We start from the raw sequence: 21,632 nt of genomic DNA, 5'->3' as shown, positions 1-21,632 counted from the left end.
TGATTACAATGCCACTCTACTGTGCATGGGGTTGTTTTCGACATTTTTGATCGGGAGGCCCTCATGACCGCGCAGCCCCTGCTCGACGTCCAGGACCTCACGGTCGAATTCACCACCCGCCGCGGCATCGTCAAAGCCGTCCAGCACGTCAACATCTCCGTGGCCAAGGGCGAGACGCTCGCCATCGTCGGCGAGTCCGGCTCGGGCAAGTCGGTGACGTCCTATGCGGTGATGCGCATTCTCGATCGCGCCGGACGGATCGCCGAAGGCTCGGTGATGTTTTCGGGTATCGACGTGAAGGCCGCGACCGAAGACCAGATGCGCGATCTGCGCGGCCGCGAAGTCTCGATGATTTTTCAGAACCCGCGCGCGGCACTCAACCCGATCCGGAAAGTCGGCGACCAGATCGAGGACGTGCTGCGTACTCATGTGCAGCAGGCGATGGTTTCGGACCACGGAGAAAAGGCGATCGAGGCGCTGGAGCAGGTCAAGATCGCCCGCCCGCGCGAGCGCTACCACGCCTATCCGTTCGAACTGTCAGGCGGCATGTGCCAGCGCGTCGTCATCGCGCTTGCGCTCGCCTGCAATCCGCAGCTCCTGATCGCGGACGAGCCGACGACGGGTCTCGACGTCACCACCCAGAAGGCGGTGATGGATCTGATCGTCGAGCTGACCAAGCGCAAGGCGATGTCCACCATCCTGATCACCCACGACCTCGGCCTTGCGGCTGCCTATTGCGACCGCGTCGTCGTGATGGAAAAGGGCCGCGTCGTCGAGACCGCGAAAGCCGCCGATATCTTCGCCAACCCGCAGCACCCCTACACCAAGAAGCTGATGCGCGCGACGCCGCGGCTCGGTGTGAGCCTGCGGGATCTGTTGCCCGAGGAGGAGGCCGCTGCCTTCGCCTCTCCCCGCACGCGGGGAGAGGCCGACGCACGAAGTGCGGCGGGTGAGGGGGGCTCTCCCAGCACCGTGCTCGCGGAGAGTCCCCCTCACCCCGACCCTCTCCCCGCAAGCGGGGAGAGGGAGAAGACGCCCCTCCTCCTCATCGAAAAGCTCGTCAAGGAGTATCCCCGCCAGGGCGCCACCGCCACACTCGGAAAACTGTTCGGCCGCAAGCCGCCGGTGGAGCCGGACGTGTTCCGCGCCGTCGACGGCATCAGCCTCTCCATCGGCCATGGCGAGAGCGTCGGCCTCGTCGGCGAGTCCGGCTGCGGCAAATCGACGACGTCGATGATGGTGATGCGGCTGCTGGATCAGACCTCGGGCCTGATCCAGTTCGACGGCGAGGATATCGGCGCTATCCAGCCGGCGTCCTTCGCCCGGCTGCCGCAGCGCAGCCGCATCCAGATGGTGTTCCAGGACCCGACCGACAGTCTCAACCCGCGTTTCACCGCCGCCCGGGCCATCGCCGACCCCATTATGCAGCTCGGCGACATCAGGGGCAGCGATGCGCTGCGAACGCGCTGCGAGGAGCTGGCCACCATGGTCGGCCTGCCGCACAATCTGCTGGATCGGTTTCCGCACCAGCTGTCCGGCGGCCAGAAGGCCCGCGTCGGCATTGCGCGCGCCATCGCGCTGCATCCAAAACTCGTCATCCTGGACGAGCCGACCGCGGCGCTGGACGTCTCGGTCCAGGCCGTGGTCCTCAATCTGCTTCAGGACCTGAAAGCGCGCTTAGGTATGAGTTATCTGTTCGTCTCGCATGATTTGAACGTAGTGCGCTTGTTGTGCGATCGTGTCATTGTCATGCGGACAGGTCGAATCGTCGAAGAGGGCTCTTCCGAAAAAGTCCTCAGCGATCCGCAGGACGACTACACCAAGGAGCTGCTGACGGCGATCCCGCATCCGCCGTTGCAGGTCCACTAAGAGTGCACTGAGAGATTGTTTGGGAGCGTGATGGCCGAGCCGCTGGACGATTATATCGACGCCGTATCGAAAGCGCTGGCGCTGCCGGTCGAGGAGGCCTGGAGGCCGGCGGTGCGCGCCAATCTCGAAGTCTCGCTCCGGCTTGGCCGACTGGTCGACGAATTCAGGCTGCCGGACGAGACCGAGCCGGCGCCGATCTTCACGGTCTGACCCCGCCATGACCACCAAGCCAGAGATGACGGCTGCGGACATCGCCAAGGCTGTGGCCGGCGGCAAGATGTCGGCACTCGATGCCACCGAAGCTGCGCTTGCGCGCATCAAGCAGCACGATGGCGTCCTCAATTCCTTCACCGACCTCACCGCCGATCGCGCCCGTGCGAAGGCGCGTGCGATCGACGCCGACATCGCGGCGGGCAAGGAGGTTGGCCCACTCGCCGGCGTTCCCTTCGCGGTGAAGAACCTGTTTGACGTCGCAGGCCTGCCGACACGCGCCGGCTCGAAGATCAACCGCGACCTCGCGCCGGCCAAGCGCGACGCCACGCTGATCGAGCGGATGGAAGCCGCCGGTGCCGTGCTCGTCGGCGCGCTCAACATGGGCGAATACGCCTACGACTTCACCGGCGAGAACGTCCATGACGGTCCCTCGCGCAATCCGCATGACACGACCCGGATGACCGGCGGCTCGTCCGGTGGCTCGGGGAGCGCCGTCGGCGGCGCGCTGGTGCCGATCGCACTCGGCTCGGACACCAATGGTTCGATCCGCGTGCCGTCCTCCTTCTGCGGCATCTTTGGTCTGAAGCCGACCTATGGCCGGCTGTCGCGCGCGCGCTCGTTCCCGTTCGTCGCGAGCCTCGATCATCTCGGCCCGTTCGCGCGCTCGGCGACCGATCTCGCGCTCGCCTATGACGCGATGCAGGGACCGGATGCGGATGATGCTGCCTGCACCACGCGCGGTCTGGAGCCGACGCTGCCGCTGCTCGCCAATCCGGTGTCGGACCTGCGCATCGCGATTGCCGGCGGGCACTTTCAAAAGAACGTGTTTCCCGAGGCCGTCGAAGCGGTGAGCCGCGTCGCCAAGGCGCTCGGCGCGACGAAGATCGTTGACGTGCCCGAAGCCTCGCGCGCCCGCGCGGCGGCCTATGTCATCACCACCACCGAAGGCGCCTCGCTGCATCTCGATCGCCTGCGCAAGCGCCCAAACGATTTCGATCCCGCCGTGCGCGACCGGCTGATCGCCGGCGCCATGGTGCCGGCGCCGCTGGTCGACCGCGCGCAAAAATTCCGCCGCTGGTATCGCGCGCAGCTCGCCGAGATCTTCAAATCCGTCGACGTGCTGATTGCACCGGCTACGCCCTGCACCGCGCCGAAACTCGGCCAGGTGAATTTCACGCTCGACGGCGTGGAGTTGCCGGTTCGCGCCAACATCGGCATCCACACCCAGCCGATCTCGTTCATCGGATTGCCGGTGGTCGCCGTGCCGGTGCCGCTCGAGCCGCTGCCGATCGGCGTGCAGATCATCGCCGCGCCCTGGCGCGAGGACATCGCGCTGCGCGTCGCGCACGCATTGGAGAAGATGGGCGTGGTCTCCGCGCCGTCGCCAAGGGGACTTTGAGAGGGATTTAGAATGGAGATCGATCTCCCCGAGGTGATCGCGGAAGTGAAGGCCGCGTTCGAGCGCTATGAGCAGGCGCTGATCACGAACGACGTCGCCGTGCTCGGCGAACTCTTCCGCAATGATCCCCGCACGCTGCGCTATGGCATCGGCGAGAACCTCTACGGTTATGAAGCGATCTCCGGCTTCCGCGCCGGACGTTCGCCGGTGGGCCTCAACCGCCGCACCGCGAAAACCGTGATCACCAGCTACGGCCGCGATACGGCCGTGGCCTCCACCCTGTTCTATCGCGATACGGCTCCCGGCAAGGTCGGCCGGCAGATGCAGACCTGGATTCGCTTCCCGGAGGGCTGGCGCGTCGTCGCCGCCCATGTCAGCATCATCGACGAGTCGAAAGAGACCTGATCGTATGACGCTTGACGATCTTCCGCCCGGAACATTGCCGGCCGAGCCGGTGGTGCCGCGCGTTGACCGGGCTCAGCCCAGCGTGCACAAGATCACGCGCGCCGAGGAACTGCGGCTTCAACTCGCCGACGAGATCGTGCGCGGAACCCTGGCCCCCGGCGCGCCGCTTGATGAAACCGACATCGCGCGGCGCTTCAGCGTCTCGCGCACGCCGGTCCGCGAGGCGTTGCGCCAGCTGGTGGCGAGCGGCCTCGTCGAATCGCGCGCCCATCGCGGCGCGGTGGTGGCGCAGCCTTCGGTCGAGCGGCTGAAAAGCATGTTCGAGGCAATGGCGGAGCTCGAGGCGCTGTGCGCGGGCCTTGCCGCCGAGCGCATGTCGGCGGCCGAGCGCCACGGTCTCGAAGCCATCCACGAAGAGCTGCGCGTGCTCAGCTACGCCGGCAATCCCGATCGCTTCCACGAGGTCAACGAGCGCTTCCACAACGCGATCTATGCGGGATCGCAGAACGGCTACATCGCCGAGATCACGCTGGCGACGCGCGTCCGCGTGCAACCGTTCCGCCGCGCCCAGTTCCGCAACCTCGGCCGATTGGCAAAGTCGCAGGCCGAGCACGACCGCGTCGTCGTTGCCATCATGCGCGGCGACAAGCAGGGCGCCGCCGCCGCCATGCGCGCGCATATCGAGCTGGTGCGCGGCGAGTATGAGATTTACGCGGTGTCGGTTTAGGGCGGCAAACGCGGTACCGTAGGGTGGGCAAAGGCGTAAAGCGCCGTGCCCACCATCTATCCTAACTAATGCTGTTGGTGGGCACGCTACGCTTTGCCCACCCTACGGCAGCTACCCCTTCGCCTTCTCCGCCATGAACTTCCGCCAGCCGCCATACGCCGTGATGTCTCGCGCCTCGCCCAGCACCTCCGGCTCGACGAGAAACCCTTTCACGCTGCGGCCGTCCGCAAGCCTGATTGTGCCGATTGCCATCGGTGCTGGAATCGCATTCACGAACTTGCCGAATGCCGACGACGACAGCGACCAGATCTCCAGCTCGATCGACGCGCCCTTGCCGGCCTCGACCCGCAGCATGCCGGGCTTCGGCGGCGTGGTCTGGAGCGCATAGAGCTTGTAGTCCGGCGCTGTCCTGGTCGCCTCGACCAGCTTTCCGTTGAGCGCCTTCAATTCGCCGTTCAGCGCCATACCGGACAGGTGAGCGCCGACCACTGCGATCGGAATCTCGTCGCTGCCGTTTGCTGCGAGCGGCGCTAGCGAGGCCTGCACCACGCCCTTCGCGCCGACGGTCAGTTTCGTGTCCGCATGGAAAACGCGGCCGATGCTCGCGAGCAGTGCATCGCGTCCTGCGGGCGCGAGCAGCGTGATGCCGAACGGAATGCCGTCGGTGCGCATCGACGCCGGTACCGCGAGGCCACAGAGATCGAGCAGGTTGACGAAATTGGTGTAGGTGCCGAGCCGGCTGTTGAGCTCGATCGGATTGGCCAGCACCTGCGCGGTCGTATACGCGGTCGGCGTGGTCGGCAGCACCAGCGCGTCGATATTGGCGAAGGTGCGCTCGGCGATCTTGCGCAGGCCCTGCAAACGGTAGAGCGCAGAGAAGGTTTCCGCAGCGGTCAGCCGCGCGCCGGCGACGGTGATCTCGCGCGTCACCGGATGAATCGAATCAGGCGCGGACGCCAGCAGATCCTTGATCACGAGATAGCGTTCGGCGACCCACGGCCCCTCATAGAGCAGCCGCGCCGTCTCGTAGAACGGCTCGAGGTCGAACTCGACCAGCTTAGCGCCGAGCGCGGTCCAGCGCTTCAGCGCATCGCCGTAAGCGGCTTCCGCCTTCCTGTCGCCGAAGAAGATCAGCTGCCCGTTGCGCGGCACGCCGAGGCGAAAATTCGCGGGGAACGGCGTGATAGCGCCGAGCGGCCGGTCGCGCGAGAACGGGTCGGCCTGGTCCGGCCCCGCCATCACGGCGAGCGCGAGGGCGGCGTCGTCGACGGTCAAAGCGAATACCGAGATGCAGTCGAGCGTGCGGCATGCCGGCACCAGGCCCGCATTCGAGATCATGCCGAGGCTCGGCTTCAGCCCGACGATGTTGTTGAGCATCGCCGGCACCCGGCCGCTGCCGGCGGTGTCCGTGCCCAGCGACAGCGGCACGAGTCCGGCACCGACCGTGACCGCCGAGCCCGAGCTCGAGCCTCCGGGAATGAGATCCTCGCGGATCGAATTTTTGGGGATGCCGTAAGGCGAGCGCACGCCGACGAGGCCGGTTGCGAACTGGTCGAGATTGGTCTTGCCGATGATGATCGCGCCGGCCGCGCGCAGGCGTTCCACCGCAGTCGAATCGTGCGCCGGCGTATACGAGAAGGCCGGGCAGGCCGCGGTGGTCGGAAATCCCAGCGCATCGATATTGTCCTTCACCGCGACCGGCACGCCGTAGAGCGGCAGGCTGGTGGCGTCCCTTGCGGCAAGCTTCTCGGCTTCCGCGATCGCGTCCTTCTCGTCGCGCAGGCTGATGAAGATTGCGGGATCGTTGTGATCGCGGATGCGCTGATAGGTTCGCGCGACGGTCTGCGCAGGCGTGATCGTGCCCGCGCGATGCGCGGCCACAATCGCGGCGATCGTTTCAGGCTGCTCAGCCCCCATGGTGACAAAACTCCGGCAACAGGTCTTACCCGGATTGAAGCAAGCGATGTGCCATTGTGTACACAATCCGGGCAGGCGCGATGCCTCGGATATTATCGAAGGATCAGTGGCTTGTAAGATATTTCGAGGATTGTTGGGCCGTCGTGCCAGCGCCCCGATACGGGCATTTGCGCAAATATTGGGCAGCGTCGATCAGGTGAAGCCGGCGAGGATCTGGAGCAGCCGCTCCCGGTTCTCCTTGCCGATCTTCTCCACGACATGCCGCTCGTGCTCGGCGGCGAGGCGCTTGAATTTGGCAAGCGCCGTCTCCCCCGATGCGGTGAGGTGCAGCGCGTGAGAGCGGCGGTCTGCCTTCGACTTGATCCGCTTCACCAGCTTGCGCTGTTCGAGGCTGTCGAGCAGATGCACCAGCCGGGCGCGCTCGATGCCGAGACGCTTCGCCACCGCCATCTGGGACAGGCCCGGATTGGCGCCGATCACCGTTAGCACGGAATACTGCGTCGGCTTGATGTCGACCTCGCCAAGCGTCTTTATGAAGTCCTGAAAGATCCAGATCTGAAAACGACGCACCGCGTAACCGGCGTGCCCGACCAGGGCGTCGAGGCCGATCTCGTCCGCGTCGTTCGGCCGCGCCGCGCCGTTGCCGGCACGCTTGCGTGGGGAGGGGCGGGGCTCAGTTCGGGCTGCGCTGGCTGTCACGTGATCTCTCCTGCCGTGCAACCTTAGCGCCTCGAACGCCTCTGCGGAAGATTGTTGTTGACGACAACAATTGTCGTGCCCAACAATATGGCCAAAGCGGCCCGGAACGAGGCTGTAGCCGATCCCTGATACGGGCGAGGAGGAAACCATGACAACCGCCGCACGCGGTGACGCTTCGAGCCTGTTCGCAACGCCCAAGACCGTCGCCGAGCATCGCCCCGACGGCAGCATCGTGCTGCGCTCGCCGGAACCCTTGCGCGACAGCGCGCGTTGCATTGGCGACTGGCTGGAGCAATGGGCGCGGCAGACGCCTGATGCGATCTTCCTCGCCGAACGTGACAGCGCCGACACGCCCTGGGCCACCATGACCTACGCGGGCGCCCTGCGGCGGGTACGCGCAGCGGCGAGCTGGATTTTGGCGCAACAGCTCAGCGCCGAGCGTCCCGTCGTCATCCTCTCCGACAACAGCATCGATCACGCGTTGCTTGCGCTGGCCGCCCAGCATGTCGGCGTTCCCTCGGCCGCGATCTCGCCGGCCTATTCGCTGATGTCGAAAGATTTCGACAAGCTTAAGAGCATGATCGCGCTGCTCGAGCCTGGCGCCATCTATGTCTCTGCAACCAAGCCATTCGCTGCCGCGCTCGCGGCGATCAAGCCGCTGCACAAGGCGCAGATCATCAGTGGCAATGCCGGCGATGCCGATGCGCTGGCCTTCCGTGACATCGCGGCGACGCCCGAAACGGGCGACGTCGCAAAAGCCTTCGCCGCCGTGACTCCGGATACGATCGCAAAATTCCTGTTCACCTCGGGCTCGACCGGCACGCCGAAAGCAGTCATCAACACCCAGCGCATGCTGACCTCGAGCCAGCAGGCCAAGGCGCAAACTTGGACGTTCCTGGAGCAGGCTGCCGGCGATCTCGTCATTCTCGATTGGCTGCCCTGGAGCCATACCTTCGGCGCCAACCACAATTTCAATCTCGTGCTGCGCAACGGCGGGTCGCTCTATATCGACGGCGGCAAGCCCGCGCCCGGTCTCTTCGCAGCGTCACTCGCCAATCTGAAGAGCGTGATGCCGACGGTCTATTTCAACGTGCCGCGCGGCTTCGACATGCTGATCGCAGCGCTGCGCGGCGACGAGGAGCTGCGCCGCCACTTCTTCGGCGAGGTGAAATTCGCCTTCTATGCCGGCGCCGCGTTGCCGCAGAACCTCTGGGACGCGCTCGAGCAGCTTTCGGTGGAGACTGTTGGTCGTCCGCTGCCGATGGTGTCGGCCTGGGGCTCGACCGAGACGTCGCCGCTGGCGACCGACTGTCATTTCCTCGCGGAGCGCTCGGGCAATATCGGCGTGCCCATTCCCGGAACCGAGCTGAAGCTCGTCACGTCGGGCGACAAGCTGGAGGTGCGCGTGCGCGGCCCCAATGTCACGCCGGGTTACTGGAAGGCGCCGGAGCTGACGAAGCAGGCTTTCGACGACGAGGGCTTTTATCTCATTGGCGATGCCGTGAAGCTTGCCGATGCGAACAGGCCGGAGCGCGGATTGTTCTTCGATGGTCGTGTTGCGGAAGACTTCAAGCTCAATTCCGGCACCTGGGTCAGCGTCGGCACGCTGCGCGTCGCCGGCATCGCGGCACTCGCGCCGCTGGCGCAGGATATCGTCGTCGTCGGCCATGGCGGCGACGAGGTGCGCTTCCTGGTCTTCCCGAACATGGCCGCGTGCCGTGCCCATGCCGGCTTGCCCGAGACGGCAGGCGTCAACGATGTGCTTGGCGATGAGAGGGTCAGGGCTGCGATCGCGCAGGGCCTGGCGAAGCTGAAGCAGCAGGGCACCAACTCCTCCGGCCACGCGACGCGCGCGCTGCTGCTCGCCGAGCCGCCGTCGGTTGACGGAGGCGAGATCACCGACAAGGGTTACATCAACCAGCGCGCCGTGCTGACGCGGCGTGCCGATGCGGTGGCGCGGGTGAATGATGATGCGTCGGGTGAGTGGATCGGTCTGTAGCCACGGGCAGATCAGGTCAGAGTGAGGCCACGCTCTCTCCACATCGTCATTGCGAGCGCAGCGAAGCAATCCAGAATCTTTCCCCGGAGGGGCTTTGGATTGCGTCGCTGCGCTCGCAATGACGGGGATAGAGCTGCCGCCAACTAAGCCAGCCATTCTGCCGCAATATCCTGCATGATTCTTTTGTTGCTTAAGCAACTAATTTGTGCGAACCGTTCGAGACAGGGATGACGGCGGGGGAACCGCTGCGCCTGATCCTGGAGGAAACGATGCTCGGCAGAGAGGGTGCCGCGGGCAAACGCCGGCGTATGCCTGAAGGCGGCGATGCCGCGCGCTTCACGCGCGCGTCAGGTGGTGCTGCTGCCGGTCACTGCGCCGAGATTTTCGTGCAGCCGGCGCAGCAGATCGATCAGCACCTCGCGCTCGTCCTTGCTCAGGCAGGACAGCAGCCGCCGCTCGCGCTCGAACGCCGCGACGATCACCTTGTCATGGGTGGCGCGGCCCTTCGCCGTCAGCGAGATCGAATGGGTGCGGCCGTCATTCGGGTCGGTGCGGATCGACACCAGTCCGCGCTTCTCCAGCCCCGCGAGCGTCCGGCTCACCGGTCCCTTGTCAAAACCGATGACGTGGCAGATGCGCGAGGCGGGAATACCAGGCTCGATCGCCAGCAGCGACATGATCCGCCATTCGGTGACGTTGACGCCGAACTCGCGCTGGTAGAACGCGGTGGCGCTGTTCGAGAGCTTGTTGGCGATGAAGGTGATGAAAGCCGGGACGTAACGGTCGAGATCGAGCGTCGGCCCGGTTTCGGAGGGTGCGGGCCTTTGGCGGGCTCTGGTCGAAGACGGCGGCATATCGATCTTTTGTCTCGCGGCGTGTCCGAAGACCTAAGGGCAAGCGCGGCCCTTTCACAAGATCAAAATGAGGGAGGACTTCAATGAGCGCACCTGGCTCCGCCGTATCAGGCGTCCCGCATCTCGACGTCGATCCCTTCGACATGAATTTTTTCGCCGACCCCTATCCCACGCACGAGCTGCTGCGGGAGGCAGGTCCGGTCGTCTATCTCGACAAGTGGAACGTCTACGGCGTGGCACGCTATGCCGAGGTCCACGCCGTGCTGAACGATCCCGCGACGTTCTGCTCCAGCCGCGGCGTCGGCCTCTCCGATTTCAAGAAGGAGACGCCGTGGCGGCCGCCGAGCCTGATCCTCGAGGCCGATCCGCCCGCGCATACGCGGACCCGCGCCGTGCTCTCGAAGGTGCTGTCGCCGACCGTGATGAAGCAGGTGCGCGACCGCTTTGCCGCGACGGCCGAGGAGCGGGTGGACGCGCTGATCGAAAGGCGCAGCTTCGACGCGATCGCCGACCTCGCCGAGGCCTATCCGCTCTCGATCTTCCCGGATGCGCTCGGGCTGAAATCCGAGGGGCGCGAACATCTGATTCCCTACGCGAGCGTCGTGTTCAACGCATTCGGGCCGCCCAATGAGCTGCGCCGGGAGGCGATTGCGCGTTCAACGCCCCATCAAGCCTATGTTGCCGAGCAGTGCCAGCGCGAGAACCTTGCGCCGGGCGGCTTTGGCGCCTGCATTCATGCCCAGGTCGACGAGGGTGCGATCACGGCCACCGAAGCGCCGCTGCTGGTGCGCTCGCTGCTGTCGGCTGGCCTCGACACCACTGTCAACGGCATCGGCGCGGCCGTCTATTGCCTCGCGCGCTTCCCCGAGCAATGGCAGCGCCTGCGCGGCGATCTCACGCTCGCGCGTAGCGCCTTCGAGGAAGCGGTTCGTTTCGAAAGCCCGGTGCAGACCTTCTTCCGCACCACGACACGTGAGGTCGAGCTGTCAGGCGCGACGATCGGCGAAGGTGAGAAGGTGCTGATGTTCCTTGCCGCCGCCAATCGCGATCCGCGCCGCTGGGACAAGCCCGACAGCTACGACATCACGCGCCGCTCGTCCGGCCATGTCGGCTTCGGCTCCGGCATCCACATGTGCGTCGGCCAGCTCGTCGCGCGTCTCGAAGGCGAAGTGATGCTGACGGCGCTGGCGCGGCGTATCGCGAAGATCGAGATCACGGGCGAGCCGAAACGCCGCTTCAACAACACGCTGCGCGGGCTCGACAGCCTGCCGATCACCATCACCCCGGCCTGACGAGGAGCCTTGATGCCCGCCATCACTTTCATCCATGCCGACGGCCAGTCCGATCGTGTCGAAACTTCAGGCGACGAAAGCGCCATGCAGGCCGCGACCCGCCATGGTCTCGACGGCATCCTGGCCGAGTGCGGTGGCAATGCCATGTGTGCGACCTGCCACGTCTATATCGACGCAGCCTGGCTCGCGCGCCTGCCCGCGATGGCTGATGACGAAGACGCGCTGCTCGACGGCACCGCCGCCGAGCGGCTGCCGAACAGCCGGCTGGCTTGCCAGATCATGATCACGCCCGCGCTCGACGGGCTGGTGCTGAGATTGCCGGAACGGCAGGTCTGAATTCCAGAACGTGCCGGCGGCGACCGGCGCGACACACAAAGGGGAGGGAACGATGAAACACCTGAAATGGACGCTCGCGCTGGCGGCGAGCCTGATGAGCGGCGCGGCAAGCGCCGAGATCTCCGACAATGTCGTGCGCGTCGGCGTGCTCAACGACATCTCGGGCATCTTCCAGGACACCAACGGTATGGGCTCGGTCGAGGCTGCGCGGATGGCGGCCGAGGATTTCAACGGCGGCGGCAAGAACATCAAGGTCGAGATCGTCTATGCCGACCACCAGAACAAGGCCGATGTCGGCAACGCCATCGCGCGCAAATGGCTCGATGTCGAGGGTGTCGATGCCATCGTCGACGTGCCGAATTCGGCCGTCGGCCTCTCCATCAACACGCTGCTGCGCGACAGCCGCATGACCTTCCTGGCGTCGTCGACCGCAAGCTCGGATCTCACCGGCAAGGCCTGCTCGCCCAATACGATCCAATGGGTCAACGATGCCTGGGCGACCGGCAACACCACCGCTGCCGCGATGATGTCGCGCGGCGGCAAGGACTGGTATTTCCTCACGGTCGACTATGCGCTCGGCAAGGGCATCGAGGCGGAGGCGCAGAAATACATCGAGGCGCACGGCGGCAAGGTGCTCGGCTCCTCCAAGCACCCGCTCGGCACGTCGGACTTTGCCTCCTTCCTGTTGCAGGCGCAGGGCTCGAAAGCGCAGGTGATCGGCCTCGCCAATGCCGGCGGCGACACCATCAACGCGGTGAAGCAGGCTGCCGAGTTCGGCATCCAGCAAGGCGGGCAGAAGCTCGTCGCCTTCCTGCTCTTCATCAACGACGTCCATGGCATGGGCATCAAGGTCGCCCAGGGCCTCCAGCTCATGGAAGCGTTTTACTGGGACATGAACGACGACACCCGCGCCTTCGCCAGGCGATTTGCGGCGCGGCCCGGCATGAACGGCAAGATGCCGAGCGGCAACCAGGCCGGCGTCTATGCCTCGACGCTCGCTTATCTGAACGCAGTCGCCGCGACCGGCAGCGACAATGCGAATGACGCCGTGCCCGAGATGAAGAAGTTCAGGGGTAAGGACAAGCTGTTCGGCGACACCACGATCCGCCAGGACGGGCGCGTCGTGCATCCCATGTATCTGTTCGAGGTGAAGAAGCCGGAGGAGTCGAAATATCCGTACGACTATTACAAGCTGGTCTCGACGATACCAGCGGACCAGGCGTTTAGGCCGCTCGCGGAGGGCGGATGTGAGTTGGTGAAGTAAAAGATAGCTACGAGCGCTGCTGCACCCTCGCCCCTTGTGGGAGAGGGTGGCTTCGCGAAGCGAAGCCGGGTGAGGGGTCTCTCTCCTCACGAATGGTCGTGCGAGTGGAGAGAACCCCTCATCCGGCGCCATAACCGAAGCTTTGCTTCGGCGTTCTTGAGAACGGCGGCCGAAGGCCGCCTATGCCACCTTCTCCCACAAGGGGAGAAGGAAGAAAGATCTACGCCACCTTGCTACTTCCCTGCGTGATCAACCTCGCCGCGCGCTGGTCGCGGGCGTAGATCCAGAGCCAGCTCAGGGCGACGCTGAGGCGGTGGCGCAGGCCGATCAGGAAGTAGATGTGGGCGATGCCCCAGATCCACCATGCGATCGTGCCGCGCAGTTTGACCTTGCCGAAATCGATCACGGCGAGCCGCTTGCCGATCTGTGCGAGGCTACCGGAGTGCTTGTAGCGGAATGCACCTTTATTCTCGCCACGCAGGCGCGTCTTGATGGTTTCGGCGACGTGCCGGCCCTGCTGCTTGGCGGCCGGAGCGATGCCGGGCACCGGCTTCCCCTCCCAGGCATTGATCACAACGGTGTCGCCGATCGCAAAGATTTCGGGATGACCAGGTATCGTCAGATCGTCTTGGACCTCCACGCGCCCGGCGCGATCGCTTGGTGCGCCCAGCCATTCGGCGGCGGGCGAGGCGCGCACGCCGGCGGCCCAGATCCGCGTCTTTGCTTCGAGCAGCTTTCCGCCGAACACGACGCCCTCACGGTTGATCTCGGTGACGGCCTGGCCCAGCACGACCTCGACGCCGATCTTTTCCAGCGAGGCCTGCGCATAGGCCGAGAGATCATCGGGGAAGCCTGCGAGCACGCGCGGTCCGGCCTCGATCAGCACCACGCGTGCCTTGTGGGTGTCGATGTTGCGGAAGTCGGCGGGGAGCGTGTGGTGCGCCATTTCGGCGATGGTGCCGGCGAGTTCGACGCCGGTGGGGCCGGCGCCGACGATGACGAAGGTCAGCCGCGCCGCGCGTTTGGCCGGATCGGTCTCGCGCTCGGCGCGCTCGAATGCCACCAGGATGTGACGGCGCAGCGTGGTCGCGTCTTCGAGCGTCTTCAGGCCGGGGGCGAACTGCTCCCACTCGTCATGGCCGAAATAGGCATGGCGGGCGCCGGTGGCGAGCACCAGCGTGTCGTAGGGCACCTCGCTGCCGTCGTCGATCAGCACGCAGCGCCGGTCGGCATCGACGCCGCTCACCGTCGCAAACAGGGTCGTCACCTCGCGCCGGTCGCGCATCAGGTGCCGGACCGGCCAGGCGATTTCGCTGGTCGCGAGCGAGGCGGTCGCGACCTGGTAGAGCAGCGGCTGAAACAGATGGTGGTTGCGGCGGTCGATCAGGGTGATCTCGACCGGGCTGCCGGCGAGCCGGTGGGTTGTCTCCAGCCCGCCGAACCCGGCTCCGACGATGACGACGCGATGGGGATTTGCGGCCATGATACACCCTCGAATCTCGCTGCTGCTCTCCTTCATCTAAGTGCGCATTGGGCGCCGTAGTCCAATAGCCGTCATCAATCGCGGCATAGGCCGGGCGTATCGTCATCCCGCGAAAAAGCGCCGCAGCCTCGGTCGAAGTGAGTAGAATTATATTTCTTGCCATCCTCGATTGGGGCGAAATATGGTGCAGGGGCGGGCGCTGAGCCATTGGCGGCGCGACAGATTTTACGTTCAATAGAGACGACCCGGGGGCGGCGATCACCCCGTTTCCGGGATCAATAATAAGGAGGGGAGTGGTTATGAGGACGGCATTCTGGCTGGCGGGCGCAGCGGCGCTGGTGCTGGCAAATCAGGCTATCGCCGGCGACACCATCAAGATCGGCTTCGTTTCGACCTTCAGCGGCCCGACTGCCGTGATCGGCAACGACATGCGTAATTCCTTCGAGCTCGCGCTGGATCACATCGGCCGCAAGATGGACGGCAAGCCGGTCGAGGTGATCTACGAGGACGACGGGCAGAAGCCCGATGTCGGCAAGCAAAAGACCGAGAAGCTGGTGCAGTCCGACAAGGTCGACTTCATCGTCGGCTACATCTGGTCGAACGTGCTCCTGGCATCGCTCAAGACCGCGGTGGATTCGCAGACCTTCCTGATCTCGGCCAATGCCGGTCCGTCGCAGCTCGCCGGCGAACTGTGCTCGCCTTACGTGTTTTCGACCTCCTGGCAGAACGACCAGACGCCCGCCGCCATGGGCCTCTACATGAACCAGAAGGGCGTCAAGAGCGTGTTCCTGATCGGGCCGAACTACGCGGCCGGCAAGGACATGCTCGCGGGCCTGAAGAGCACGTTCAAGGGTGAGGTCAAGGGCGAGGAATATACGGTCTGGCCGAGTCAGCTCGACTTCTCCGCCGAGCTCTCCAAGGCGCGCGCCTCGGGCGCCGAGTCGATCTTCGTGTTCTATCCCGGTGCGGCCGGCGTGCAGTTCCTCAATCAATATGCGCAAGCCGGACTAAAGAGCACGATGCCGCTCTACACCGCCTTCACCGTGGACGAGCTGTCGCTGCCGCTCCAGAAGGAGAACGCGCTCGGCGTGCCCGGCGCGCAGGAATGGGTCAATGACCTTCCGAACGAGCAGAACAAGCGCTTCGTCGCCGACTACCGGAAGAAGTACCCCAATCTGCGCCCGACCTATTACGGCGCCCAGGCCTATGACGCGGCCCAGCTCATCAACAGCGCGGTGGTCGCGGTGAAGGGCGACACCAGCAAAAAGGACGCGATGAAGGCCGAGATGGAGAAGGCCAACTTCAAGTCGCTGCGCGGCCCGTTCAAATACGGCAAGAACCACATTCCGGTGCAGAGCTTCTATCTCCAGGACGTGGTCAAGGACGGCGAAGGCCAGCTCTCGCTGAAGACGGTCGCGACCATCGTGGAGAACGATCAGGATCGCTTCCACGACAAGTGCGCGATGAAGTGAGTTGATGCCTCTTCGCCTCTCCCCGCCTGCGGGGAGAGGGGCAGAGTGAGGGGGAGTCTCCGCGGGGACGGAGGTCATTGTATTCCTCGATAGTCCCCACATCGTCATTGCGAGCGCAGCGAAGCAATCCAGACTGTCTCCGCGGAGGGACCCTGGATTGCTTCGCTGCGCTCGCAATGACGTGTTGAGAGAGCGTTGCTCCTGGGGACATATGAGTCCCCCTCATCCGGAATTTGCTGCCGCAAATTCCGGCCTCTCCCCCCCTGCGGGAAGAGGCGAAGACCTACACCCGCGGCATGCTCGCGGGCCTTACCTCGCGGGCCTGCGCAGCGAGCCTGATCCCGGCATTGGCCGCGCCGAATCCCTGATAATCCCGTCGCTCCACGATTTCGAAGAAAAAGCGCTCATCGAAGATGTGGGTGTAGACCTGGAAGAACTCGCCGTCGCCTTCGCGGTCGTAGAGGATGTGGTTGGCGCGCAGCTGCGCCATCAGGTCGGGCGCGAGGTCATATTTGGCTTCGATGTCGTCGTAGTAGTTATCGGGGATATCCAGAAAATCCGCGCCACGCTTGCGCATCGCGGCGACCGTCGCAAAAATGTCCCGGCAGGAGAACGCGACGTGCTGCACGCCCGAGCCGAAGAACTCCGAGATGAAACGCGCCGGCAGGGTGCGGTTGGCGGATGAGCCGTTGAGCACGAAGCGCAGGCTCTGGTCGGCGTTGATGACCGCCTGGCTCTGCACGAGGCCACGCGGGTCGGCGATCTCCATCTGCGGCAGCCGCTTCAGGTCGAGAATGCCGGTGTAGAACAGCAGCCAGGACAGCATCTCGTCATAGGGCATCGACTGCGCGATGTGATCGACGGCGAGCAGGGCGTCGGCGTTCGCGTCACTTGCGACCGGCTCGAAATCGGTGTCCCAGTTCTTGCCGGCCTGATCGAGGAAATAGAGCAGGCTGCCGCCGACGCCATGGATTGCGGGAATCTCCAGCTCGCCCGGCCCGACCGGCTGGTAGAAGGTGCGCGTCTTCAGCGCTTCGGCGCGCTGCATGGCAAGACCGGCATTGTCGACGTCGAGCGCAATCGCGCAGACGCCGGGGCCGTGCGTGACGTAGTGCGAATGCGCAAAGCCGTCGGTCTCGCAATTGATCACGATCTCGACCTTGCCTTGCGACCAGCGCTCCACGGCCTTGCTGCGATGCTTGCCGGTCTTGCGGAAGCCGAGCTGCGCGAGCAGGCGGGCGAGGTCGACCGCCTTGGTCTCGTTGACGGCAAACTCGATGAAGCCGGTGCCGTGGCTCCTGGCCTTCGGCGCCAGCGGCTCGCTGACAAGCTTCGGCCAATCCGGCGCAAGCTGGTCCTCCAGCAGGATCAGCGAACGCAGGCCGTCGACCGCGGTCTGCGCGGACGAGCCGGCGCGGAACTGGTCGTTGAAGATTTCGAGCGACAGCGGCCCGGCATAGCCGGTCGCCGCGATGGCCTGCATGAATTCACCGACCGGGAGGTCGCCCTGGCCGGGGAAGGAGCGGAAGTGCCGGCTCCATGAGAGGATGTCGAGCTCGAGCTTCGGCGCGTCGGCGAGCTGCACCAGAAAGATCTTGTCGCCGGGGATCGAGGCCATTGCGCGAACCGGAAAGCCGGGTGCGAGTGCGTGAAAGCTGTCGAGGATGACGCCGATCGCGGAATGATCGGCGCGGCGCACGATCTCCCAGGCGTCGCGGTAGTCGTTGACATGGCGGCCCCAGGCCAGCGCTTCATAGCCGACGCGCAAGCCGCGCTTGGCCGCGCGCTCGCCGAGCTCGCGAAAATCGTCCGCGGCGCGATCGATGCCGCCGAGCGAGGCGGGCGAGACGTTGGAGCAGATCAGCAGGAGGTCGGTGCCGAGTTCCTGCATCAGGTCGAACTTGCGCTCGGCGCGGGCAAAGTTGCGTGTCCGCTGCGGCTCCGGCATGCCCTCGAAATCGCGGAACGGCTGGAATGCGCAAATCTCGAGATTGAGGTCCTTGCACAGCTGCGCCACCTCGCGCGGGCCCGAGCCGAACGACAGCAGATCGTTCTCGAAGATCTCGACCGAGTCGAACCCGGCTGATGCGATGGCGCGGAGCTTCTCGTCCAGGCTGCCCGAGAGCGAGACGGTCGCGATCGAACGCTTGTTCATGCTGCGTTGTCCTCCATGGCGCCGCCGAGAAAGAGCTGGCCGATGCGCGGATCGTTCAGAATTCGCTTCGCGCCGTCGACCATGCGGGTCTGGCCGAGCTCGAGCACGATGCCGATGTCGGAAATCTCCAGCGCCGAGCGCGCGTTCTGCTCGATCATCAGGATGGTGACGCCGCGGTCGCGCAAGCCTTTCAGGATGTCGAAAGTCTGCTGCACCATCAGCGGCGACAGGCCGATCGAGGGCTCGTCGATCAGCACGAGCTTTGGCTCGAGCAGCAGCGAGCGCGCGATCTCGAGCTGCTTCTGCTCGCCGCCCGAGAGTGTGGAGGCCTGCTGCGCCGACTTGCGGCGCAGCGCGGGAAACAGGTCGAGCGCGGCTTCGATCCGTGCGGACAGGTCGATGCCCTTGCCGGCGGAGACGCCGCCGAGCTCGATATTGTGGCGCACCGACAGTTCGGGAAAGATGTTGCGGCCCTGTGGCACGTAGCAGATGCCGGCATTGAGCAGCGCGCGCTGGCTCAAATTGGTGACGTCGCGGCCCGCAAAGCTGATCTTGCCTTCGCGCAGCTTCAACAGGCCGAAGATCGCCTTGAACACGGTCGACTTGCCGGCACCGTTGGGGCCGATGATGGTGGTGATGGTCGCCTGCGGCACGGCAAACGTCGTGCCGTTCAAAATCGTCATCTTGCCGTAGCCGCCGACGAGATTGTGAACCGAGAGGATCGGGTCGCTCATGATGGCTTCCTAATGTCCGAGATAGGCTTCGATCACGGCGGGATTTTTCCGCACTTCGTCCGGCCGCCCCATCGCCAGCACCTTGCCTTCCGCCATCACCATCACGCGCGAGCACAGCGACATCACGAATTCCATGTTGTGCTCGATCACGACGAAGGTGGCGTTCTTCTCGCGGTTGATCGCGACCAGGCGATCCTTCAGGTCCGACAGCATCGACGGGTTGACGCCGCCGGCGGGCTCGTCGAGCAGGACGAGGCGCGGCCCGCCCATGAAGGCCATCGCGGCATCGAGCAGTTTTTGCTGGCCATAGGAGAGCCCGCCGGCCGGCTCGTCGGCGAGATGGTCGAGCTTGAAGAAGCCGATCATCTGGTTGGCGATCTCGGTCAGCCCGGCATCGGAGCGGCCGACCAGGCGCGAGGCCATATTGCCCTGGTGCTCCTGCCCCGCGAGGATCAGGTTCTCGCGCACCGAGAGCTTTGGGAAGACCTGCAGGAGCTGGAAGGTGCGGCTGACCCCGAGCTTGTTGAGCTCGGCGGGACGCAGGCCCGTGACCACCTTGCCGTCGAGCTTGACCTCGCCGCCTGATGGTGTGAGCTGGCCGAGGATGCAGTTGAACAGGGTCGACTTGCCGCAGCCGTTCGGGCCGATCAGGCCGAGGATCTCGCCCTCGCGGACGTCGAATGAGACGCCGTCGACGGCGCTGATGCCGCCGAAATTCTTCTTGATGCCGGTGACTTCCAGGACCGCGCTCATTGCACCGTCTCCAGCCGGGACTTTGCAACGGCCCGCAGCGCGGAGGCCGCCTTGGTGCGGCGCTCGGCGAGATAGCGGTCGAGAATTCCCAGAATGCCGGTCGGCGACCAGATCAACAGCATCATCACCGCGACCGCGTAGAGCATCAGATAATACCCTTCCGTGAAGCGCAGCCATTCCGGCAACAGCACCGCGATCATCGCGCCGAGGAAGGGGCCGAAATAGAAGCCGGCACCGCCGACGATCACCATCATCAGGAGGTCGAGCGAGAGCGATAGGTTGAACGGCACGGGATCGATATATTGCGTCAGCGGCGCGTAGAGCGCGCCGGCGATGCCGCCGAGCGCCGAGCCGATCGCAAAGGCCATCAGCGTATAGCGCCTCGTATCGACGCCGAGCGACTGCGCGCGCAGCGGATTTTCGCGCAATGCCATGAAGGCGCGGCCCCAGGGCGAGCGGATCAGCCACCACACCGCCAGCGACACGATCGCAAGCGAGCCGAGGCAGACATAATAGAACGGCAGCGGCTTGTTGGTCGCGATGCCGAAGATGTGCGGCCGCGGAATGTTGGAGATGCCGTAGATGCCGCCGGTGAGCCAGCTTTCGTTGCGGAACACCAGGAAGGCGAGGGTGGAGAAGGCGAGGGTGACGAAAGCGAGGTAATGGTGCTGCACGCGCAGCGCCGGATAGCCGAGCACCCAGCCGACCGCGAAGCTCAAGGCAATCGCGACCACGATCGCCGCCGGCAGCGGCCAGCCATGGGTCGTCATGATCGCTGCCGCATAGGCGCCGATCCCGACGAAGGCGCCTTGCGCCAGCGAGACCTGGCCGGCATAGCCGAGTGTCAAATTGAGCCCCATCGCGGCGATGCTCATCACCGCCCACTGGCTCAGGATGAACAGGCCGTAGCGGTTGAAATTCATGGGGACGATGATCAGGCCGGCAATGACGATGAGGCCGAGCGCGATCTTCAACGGTTTGGCGAAGCCGCTCATACGGTGCGCTCCTCGGCGCGGCCGAGCAAGCCCTGCGGCCGGAACAGGATGACGGCGATCAGGAAGATCATCGGAACGGCGGCGCGGTACTGCGTCGAGACATAGGCGGCTGCGAGATTGTCGAGCACGCCGATCAGGAGGCCGCCGGCGATGGCGCCGCGCACCTGGTTGAAGCCACCGACGATCGCGGCGATGAAGGCGGCCTGGCCCAGCACTTCGCCGGAGGAGAATTTTGCGAGGTAGATCGGTGTAATCAAAAGCGACGCCAGCGCGACCAGGAAGGCGTTGATCAGGAACGTCAGCAGGATCATGCGCTCGACCGGGACGCCGATGATGCGCGCTACTGTCGGGTTCTGCGCCGCCGCCTGCATCTGGTGACCGAGCGAGGTGCGGTTGAGAAGGCTCGTCAGGCCGAAGACGGCAAGAATGGCGAGGACGAGGACGCCGATGCTTTGCAGCGATACGGCATGTCCGAGAATGGAGATATCACCGGTCGGCACGATCGAGGGGAAGGGCGAGGCCTCCGCGCTGAAGAACTGCTTCACGGCCTCCTTGATGCCGATCGCGAGCGCCATCGTCGCGATCGCCAGCGGCAGCACGCCATGGCGCATCATCGGATCGACCAGTAGCATCTTGAAAGCGAGGCCCAGCAGGAGCATCGAGAGCAGGATGCCGAGGATGATCGCAAGCCAGAACGGCGCGCCGGCATGCATCGCCGCCAGCATCAGGAACGCCGGCAGCATCACGAACTCGCCTTGCGCGAAGTTGATGGTCTGCGAGGTCTGCCACAGCAGCGTGAAGCCGACCGCGACCAGCGCATAGATCGCGCCGGTGGCAAGTCCCGCGACCAGAAGATCGAACAGATTGGACATTTTCCCCTCTCGTGTCCCTACCGCCGCGCTGTCGTCTTCCTCGCCCCGTTCTTACGGGGAGAGGGCGGGGTGAGGGGCTGTCTCCGCAAGCTCATCTCTCACCGTCTGCGCAGAAGCACCCCTCACCCCACCCCTCTCCCCGCGAAGAGCGGGGCGAGGGAGAAGAGAGGCCCCCGCATCCGCCTTCGCTGAAG

Annotated in this window: 19 protein-coding genes; 10 read left to right on the top strand and 9 right to left on the bottom strand. The window is 65.0% G+C overall.

Annotation, left to right across the window (positions count from 1 at the left end):
• Positions 1 to 63 precede the first annotated feature (63 nt).
• Genes ABIB99_RS36830 through ABIB99_RS36810 form a run of 5 tightly spaced genes read left to right on the top strand, consistent with a single transcriptional unit; the run spans position 64 to position 4,613 of the window.
• Complete coding sequence (locus ABIB99_RS36830) at positions 64 to 1,869, top strand: dipeptide ABC transporter ATP-binding protein (protein ID WP_354180467.1); 1,806 nt, start codon at positions 64 to 66, stop codon at positions 1,867 to 1,869.
• 30 nt (positions 1,870 to 1,899) lie between these two features.
• Positions 1,900 to 2,079, top strand: a complete 180-nt coding sequence (locus ABIB99_RS36825) for a DUF4089 domain-containing protein (protein WP_071909097.1) — start codon at positions 1,900 to 1,902, stop codon at positions 2,077 to 2,079.
• Between the two features lie 7 nt (positions 2,080 to 2,086).
• Positions 2,087 to 3,481 (top strand): AtzE family amidohydrolase, encoded by a 1,395-nt coding sequence (locus tag ABIB99_RS36820; RefSeq protein WP_354180464.1) that lies wholly within the window; start codon positions 2,087 to 2,089, stop codon positions 3,479 to 3,481.
• A 12-nt stretch (positions 3,482 to 3,493) separates the two neighbouring features.
• Entirely contained in the window at positions 3,494 to 3,886 is a 393-nt protein-coding gene (gene hpxZ / locus ABIB99_RS36815) for an oxalurate catabolism protein HpxZ (RefSeq protein WP_014491241.1), read from the top strand.
• 4 nt (positions 3,887 to 3,890) lie between these two features.
• A complete protein-coding gene (locus tag ABIB99_RS36810) occupies positions 3,891 to 4,613 on the top strand; it encodes a GntR family transcriptional regulator (RefSeq protein ID WP_014491242.1) in 723 nt (240 codons plus the stop codon).
• Positions 4,614 to 4,724: 111 nt separating this feature from the next.
• Here the strand turns inward: ABIB99_RS36810 and atzF are convergent, their stop codons facing one another.
• Complete coding sequence (gene atzF, locus ABIB99_RS36805; protein WP_354180461.1) at positions 4,725 to 6,530, bottom strand: allophanate hydrolase; 1,806 nt, start codon at positions 6,528 to 6,530, stop codon at positions 4,725 to 4,727.
• 192 nt (positions 6,531 to 6,722) lie between these two features.
• Positions 6,723 to 7,229 (bottom strand): MarR family winged helix-turn-helix transcriptional regulator, encoded by a 507-nt coding sequence (locus tag ABIB99_RS36800; RefSeq protein WP_354180459.1) that lies wholly within the window; start codon positions 7,227 to 7,229, stop codon positions 6,723 to 6,725.
• Positions 7,230 to 7,377: 148 nt separating this feature from the next.
• On the opposite strand from ABIB99_RS36800, the gene ABIB99_RS36795 reads away from it, so the two are divergent.
• Entirely contained in the window at positions 7,378 to 9,228 is a 1,851-nt protein-coding gene (locus ABIB99_RS36795; RefSeq protein ID WP_354180457.1) for a feruloyl-CoA synthase, read from the top strand.
• A 347-nt stretch (positions 9,229 to 9,575) separates the two neighbouring features.
• Here the strand turns inward: ABIB99_RS36795 and ABIB99_RS36790 are convergent, their stop codons facing one another.
• On the bottom strand, positions 9,576 to 10,082 hold the full coding sequence (locus ABIB99_RS36790; protein WP_247312848.1) for a MarR family winged helix-turn-helix transcriptional regulator: 507 nt from the start codon (positions 10,080 to 10,082) through the stop codon (positions 9,576 to 9,578).
• A gap of 83 nt (positions 10,083 to 10,165) precedes the next feature.
• Here ABIB99_RS36790 and ABIB99_RS36785 point away from each other — a divergent pair, with 83 nt between their 5' ends.
• Genes ABIB99_RS36785 through ABIB99_RS36775 form a run of 3 tightly spaced genes read left to right on the top strand, consistent with a single transcriptional unit; the run spans position 10,166 to position 12,974 of the window.
• Complete coding sequence (locus ABIB99_RS36785) at positions 10,166 to 11,374, top strand: cytochrome P450 (RefSeq protein WP_247312845.1); 1,209 nt, start codon at positions 10,166 to 10,168, stop codon at positions 11,372 to 11,374.
• A 12-nt stretch (positions 11,375 to 11,386) separates the two neighbouring features.
• Positions 11,387 to 11,710, top strand: a complete 324-nt coding sequence (locus ABIB99_RS36780) for a 2Fe-2S iron-sulfur cluster-binding protein (RefSeq protein WP_247312842.1) — start codon at positions 11,387 to 11,389, stop codon at positions 11,708 to 11,710.
• Positions 11,711 to 11,762: 52 nt separating this feature from the next.
• Entirely contained in the window at positions 11,763 to 12,974 is a 1,212-nt protein-coding gene (locus tag ABIB99_RS36775) for an ABC transporter substrate-binding protein (protein ID WP_354180454.1), read from the top strand.
• 220 nt (positions 12,975 to 13,194) lie between these two features.
• Here the strand turns inward: ABIB99_RS36775 and ABIB99_RS36770 are convergent, their stop codons facing one another.
• A complete protein-coding gene (locus ABIB99_RS36770; RefSeq protein ID WP_354180452.1) occupies positions 13,195 to 14,457 on the bottom strand; it encodes an NAD(P)/FAD-dependent oxidoreductase in 1,263 nt (420 codons plus the stop codon).
• 299 nt (positions 14,458 to 14,756) lie between these two features.
• On the opposite strand from ABIB99_RS36770, the gene ABIB99_RS36765 reads away from it, so the two are divergent.
• A complete protein-coding gene (locus ABIB99_RS36765) occupies positions 14,757 to 15,929 on the top strand; it encodes an ABC transporter substrate-binding protein (protein WP_354180450.1) in 1,173 nt (390 codons plus the stop codon).
• 283 nt (positions 15,930 to 16,212) lie between these two features.
• On the opposite strand, the gene ABIB99_RS36760 is transcribed toward ABIB99_RS36765, so the two are convergent.
• Genes ABIB99_RS36760 through ABIB99_RS36740 form a run of 5 tightly spaced genes read right to left on the bottom strand, consistent with a single transcriptional unit; the run spans position 16,213 to position 21,438 of the window.
• A complete protein-coding gene (locus tag ABIB99_RS36760; protein WP_354180448.1) occupies positions 16,213 to 18,084 on the bottom strand; it encodes a bifunctional sugar phosphate isomerase/epimerase/4-hydroxyphenylpyruvate dioxygenase family protein in 1,872 nt (623 codons plus the stop codon).
• Positions 18,081 to 18,818: an ABC transporter ATP-binding protein gene (locus tag ABIB99_RS36755; protein WP_085399238.1), complete on the bottom strand. Its 738-nt coding sequence runs from the start codon at positions 18,816 to 18,818 to the stop codon at positions 18,081 to 18,083. Before ABIB99_RS36755 ends, ABIB99_RS36760 begins: the two co-directional genes overlap by 4 nt.
• A 9-nt stretch (positions 18,819 to 18,827) precedes the next feature.
• Positions 18,828 to 19,571 (bottom strand): ABC transporter ATP-binding protein, encoded by a 744-nt coding sequence (locus ABIB99_RS36750; RefSeq protein WP_071909112.1) that lies wholly within the window; start codon positions 19,569 to 19,571, stop codon positions 18,828 to 18,830.
• A complete protein-coding gene (locus tag ABIB99_RS36745; protein ID WP_354180445.1) occupies positions 19,568 to 20,566 on the bottom strand; it encodes a branched-chain amino acid ABC transporter permease in 999 nt (332 codons plus the stop codon). The genes ABIB99_RS36750 and ABIB99_RS36745 overlap by 4 nt, the downstream gene beginning before the upstream one ends.
• Positions 20,563 to 21,438 (bottom strand): branched-chain amino acid ABC transporter permease, encoded by an 876-nt coding sequence (locus ABIB99_RS36740; RefSeq protein ID WP_063979909.1) that lies wholly within the window; start codon positions 21,436 to 21,438, stop codon positions 20,563 to 20,565. Before ABIB99_RS36740 ends, ABIB99_RS36745 begins: the two co-directional genes overlap by 4 nt.
• Between the last annotated feature and the right edge of the window lie 194 nt (positions 21,439 to 21,632).

Origin of the sequence: Bradyrhizobium sp. LA6.1, from assembly GCF_040547805.1 — a bacterium.
GTDB classification, from domain to species: domain Bacteria; phylum Pseudomonadota; class Alphaproteobacteria; order Rhizobiales; family Xanthobacteraceae; genus Bradyrhizobium; species Bradyrhizobium barranii.
This window is presented reverse-complemented; position numbering and strand designations above follow the sequence as displayed.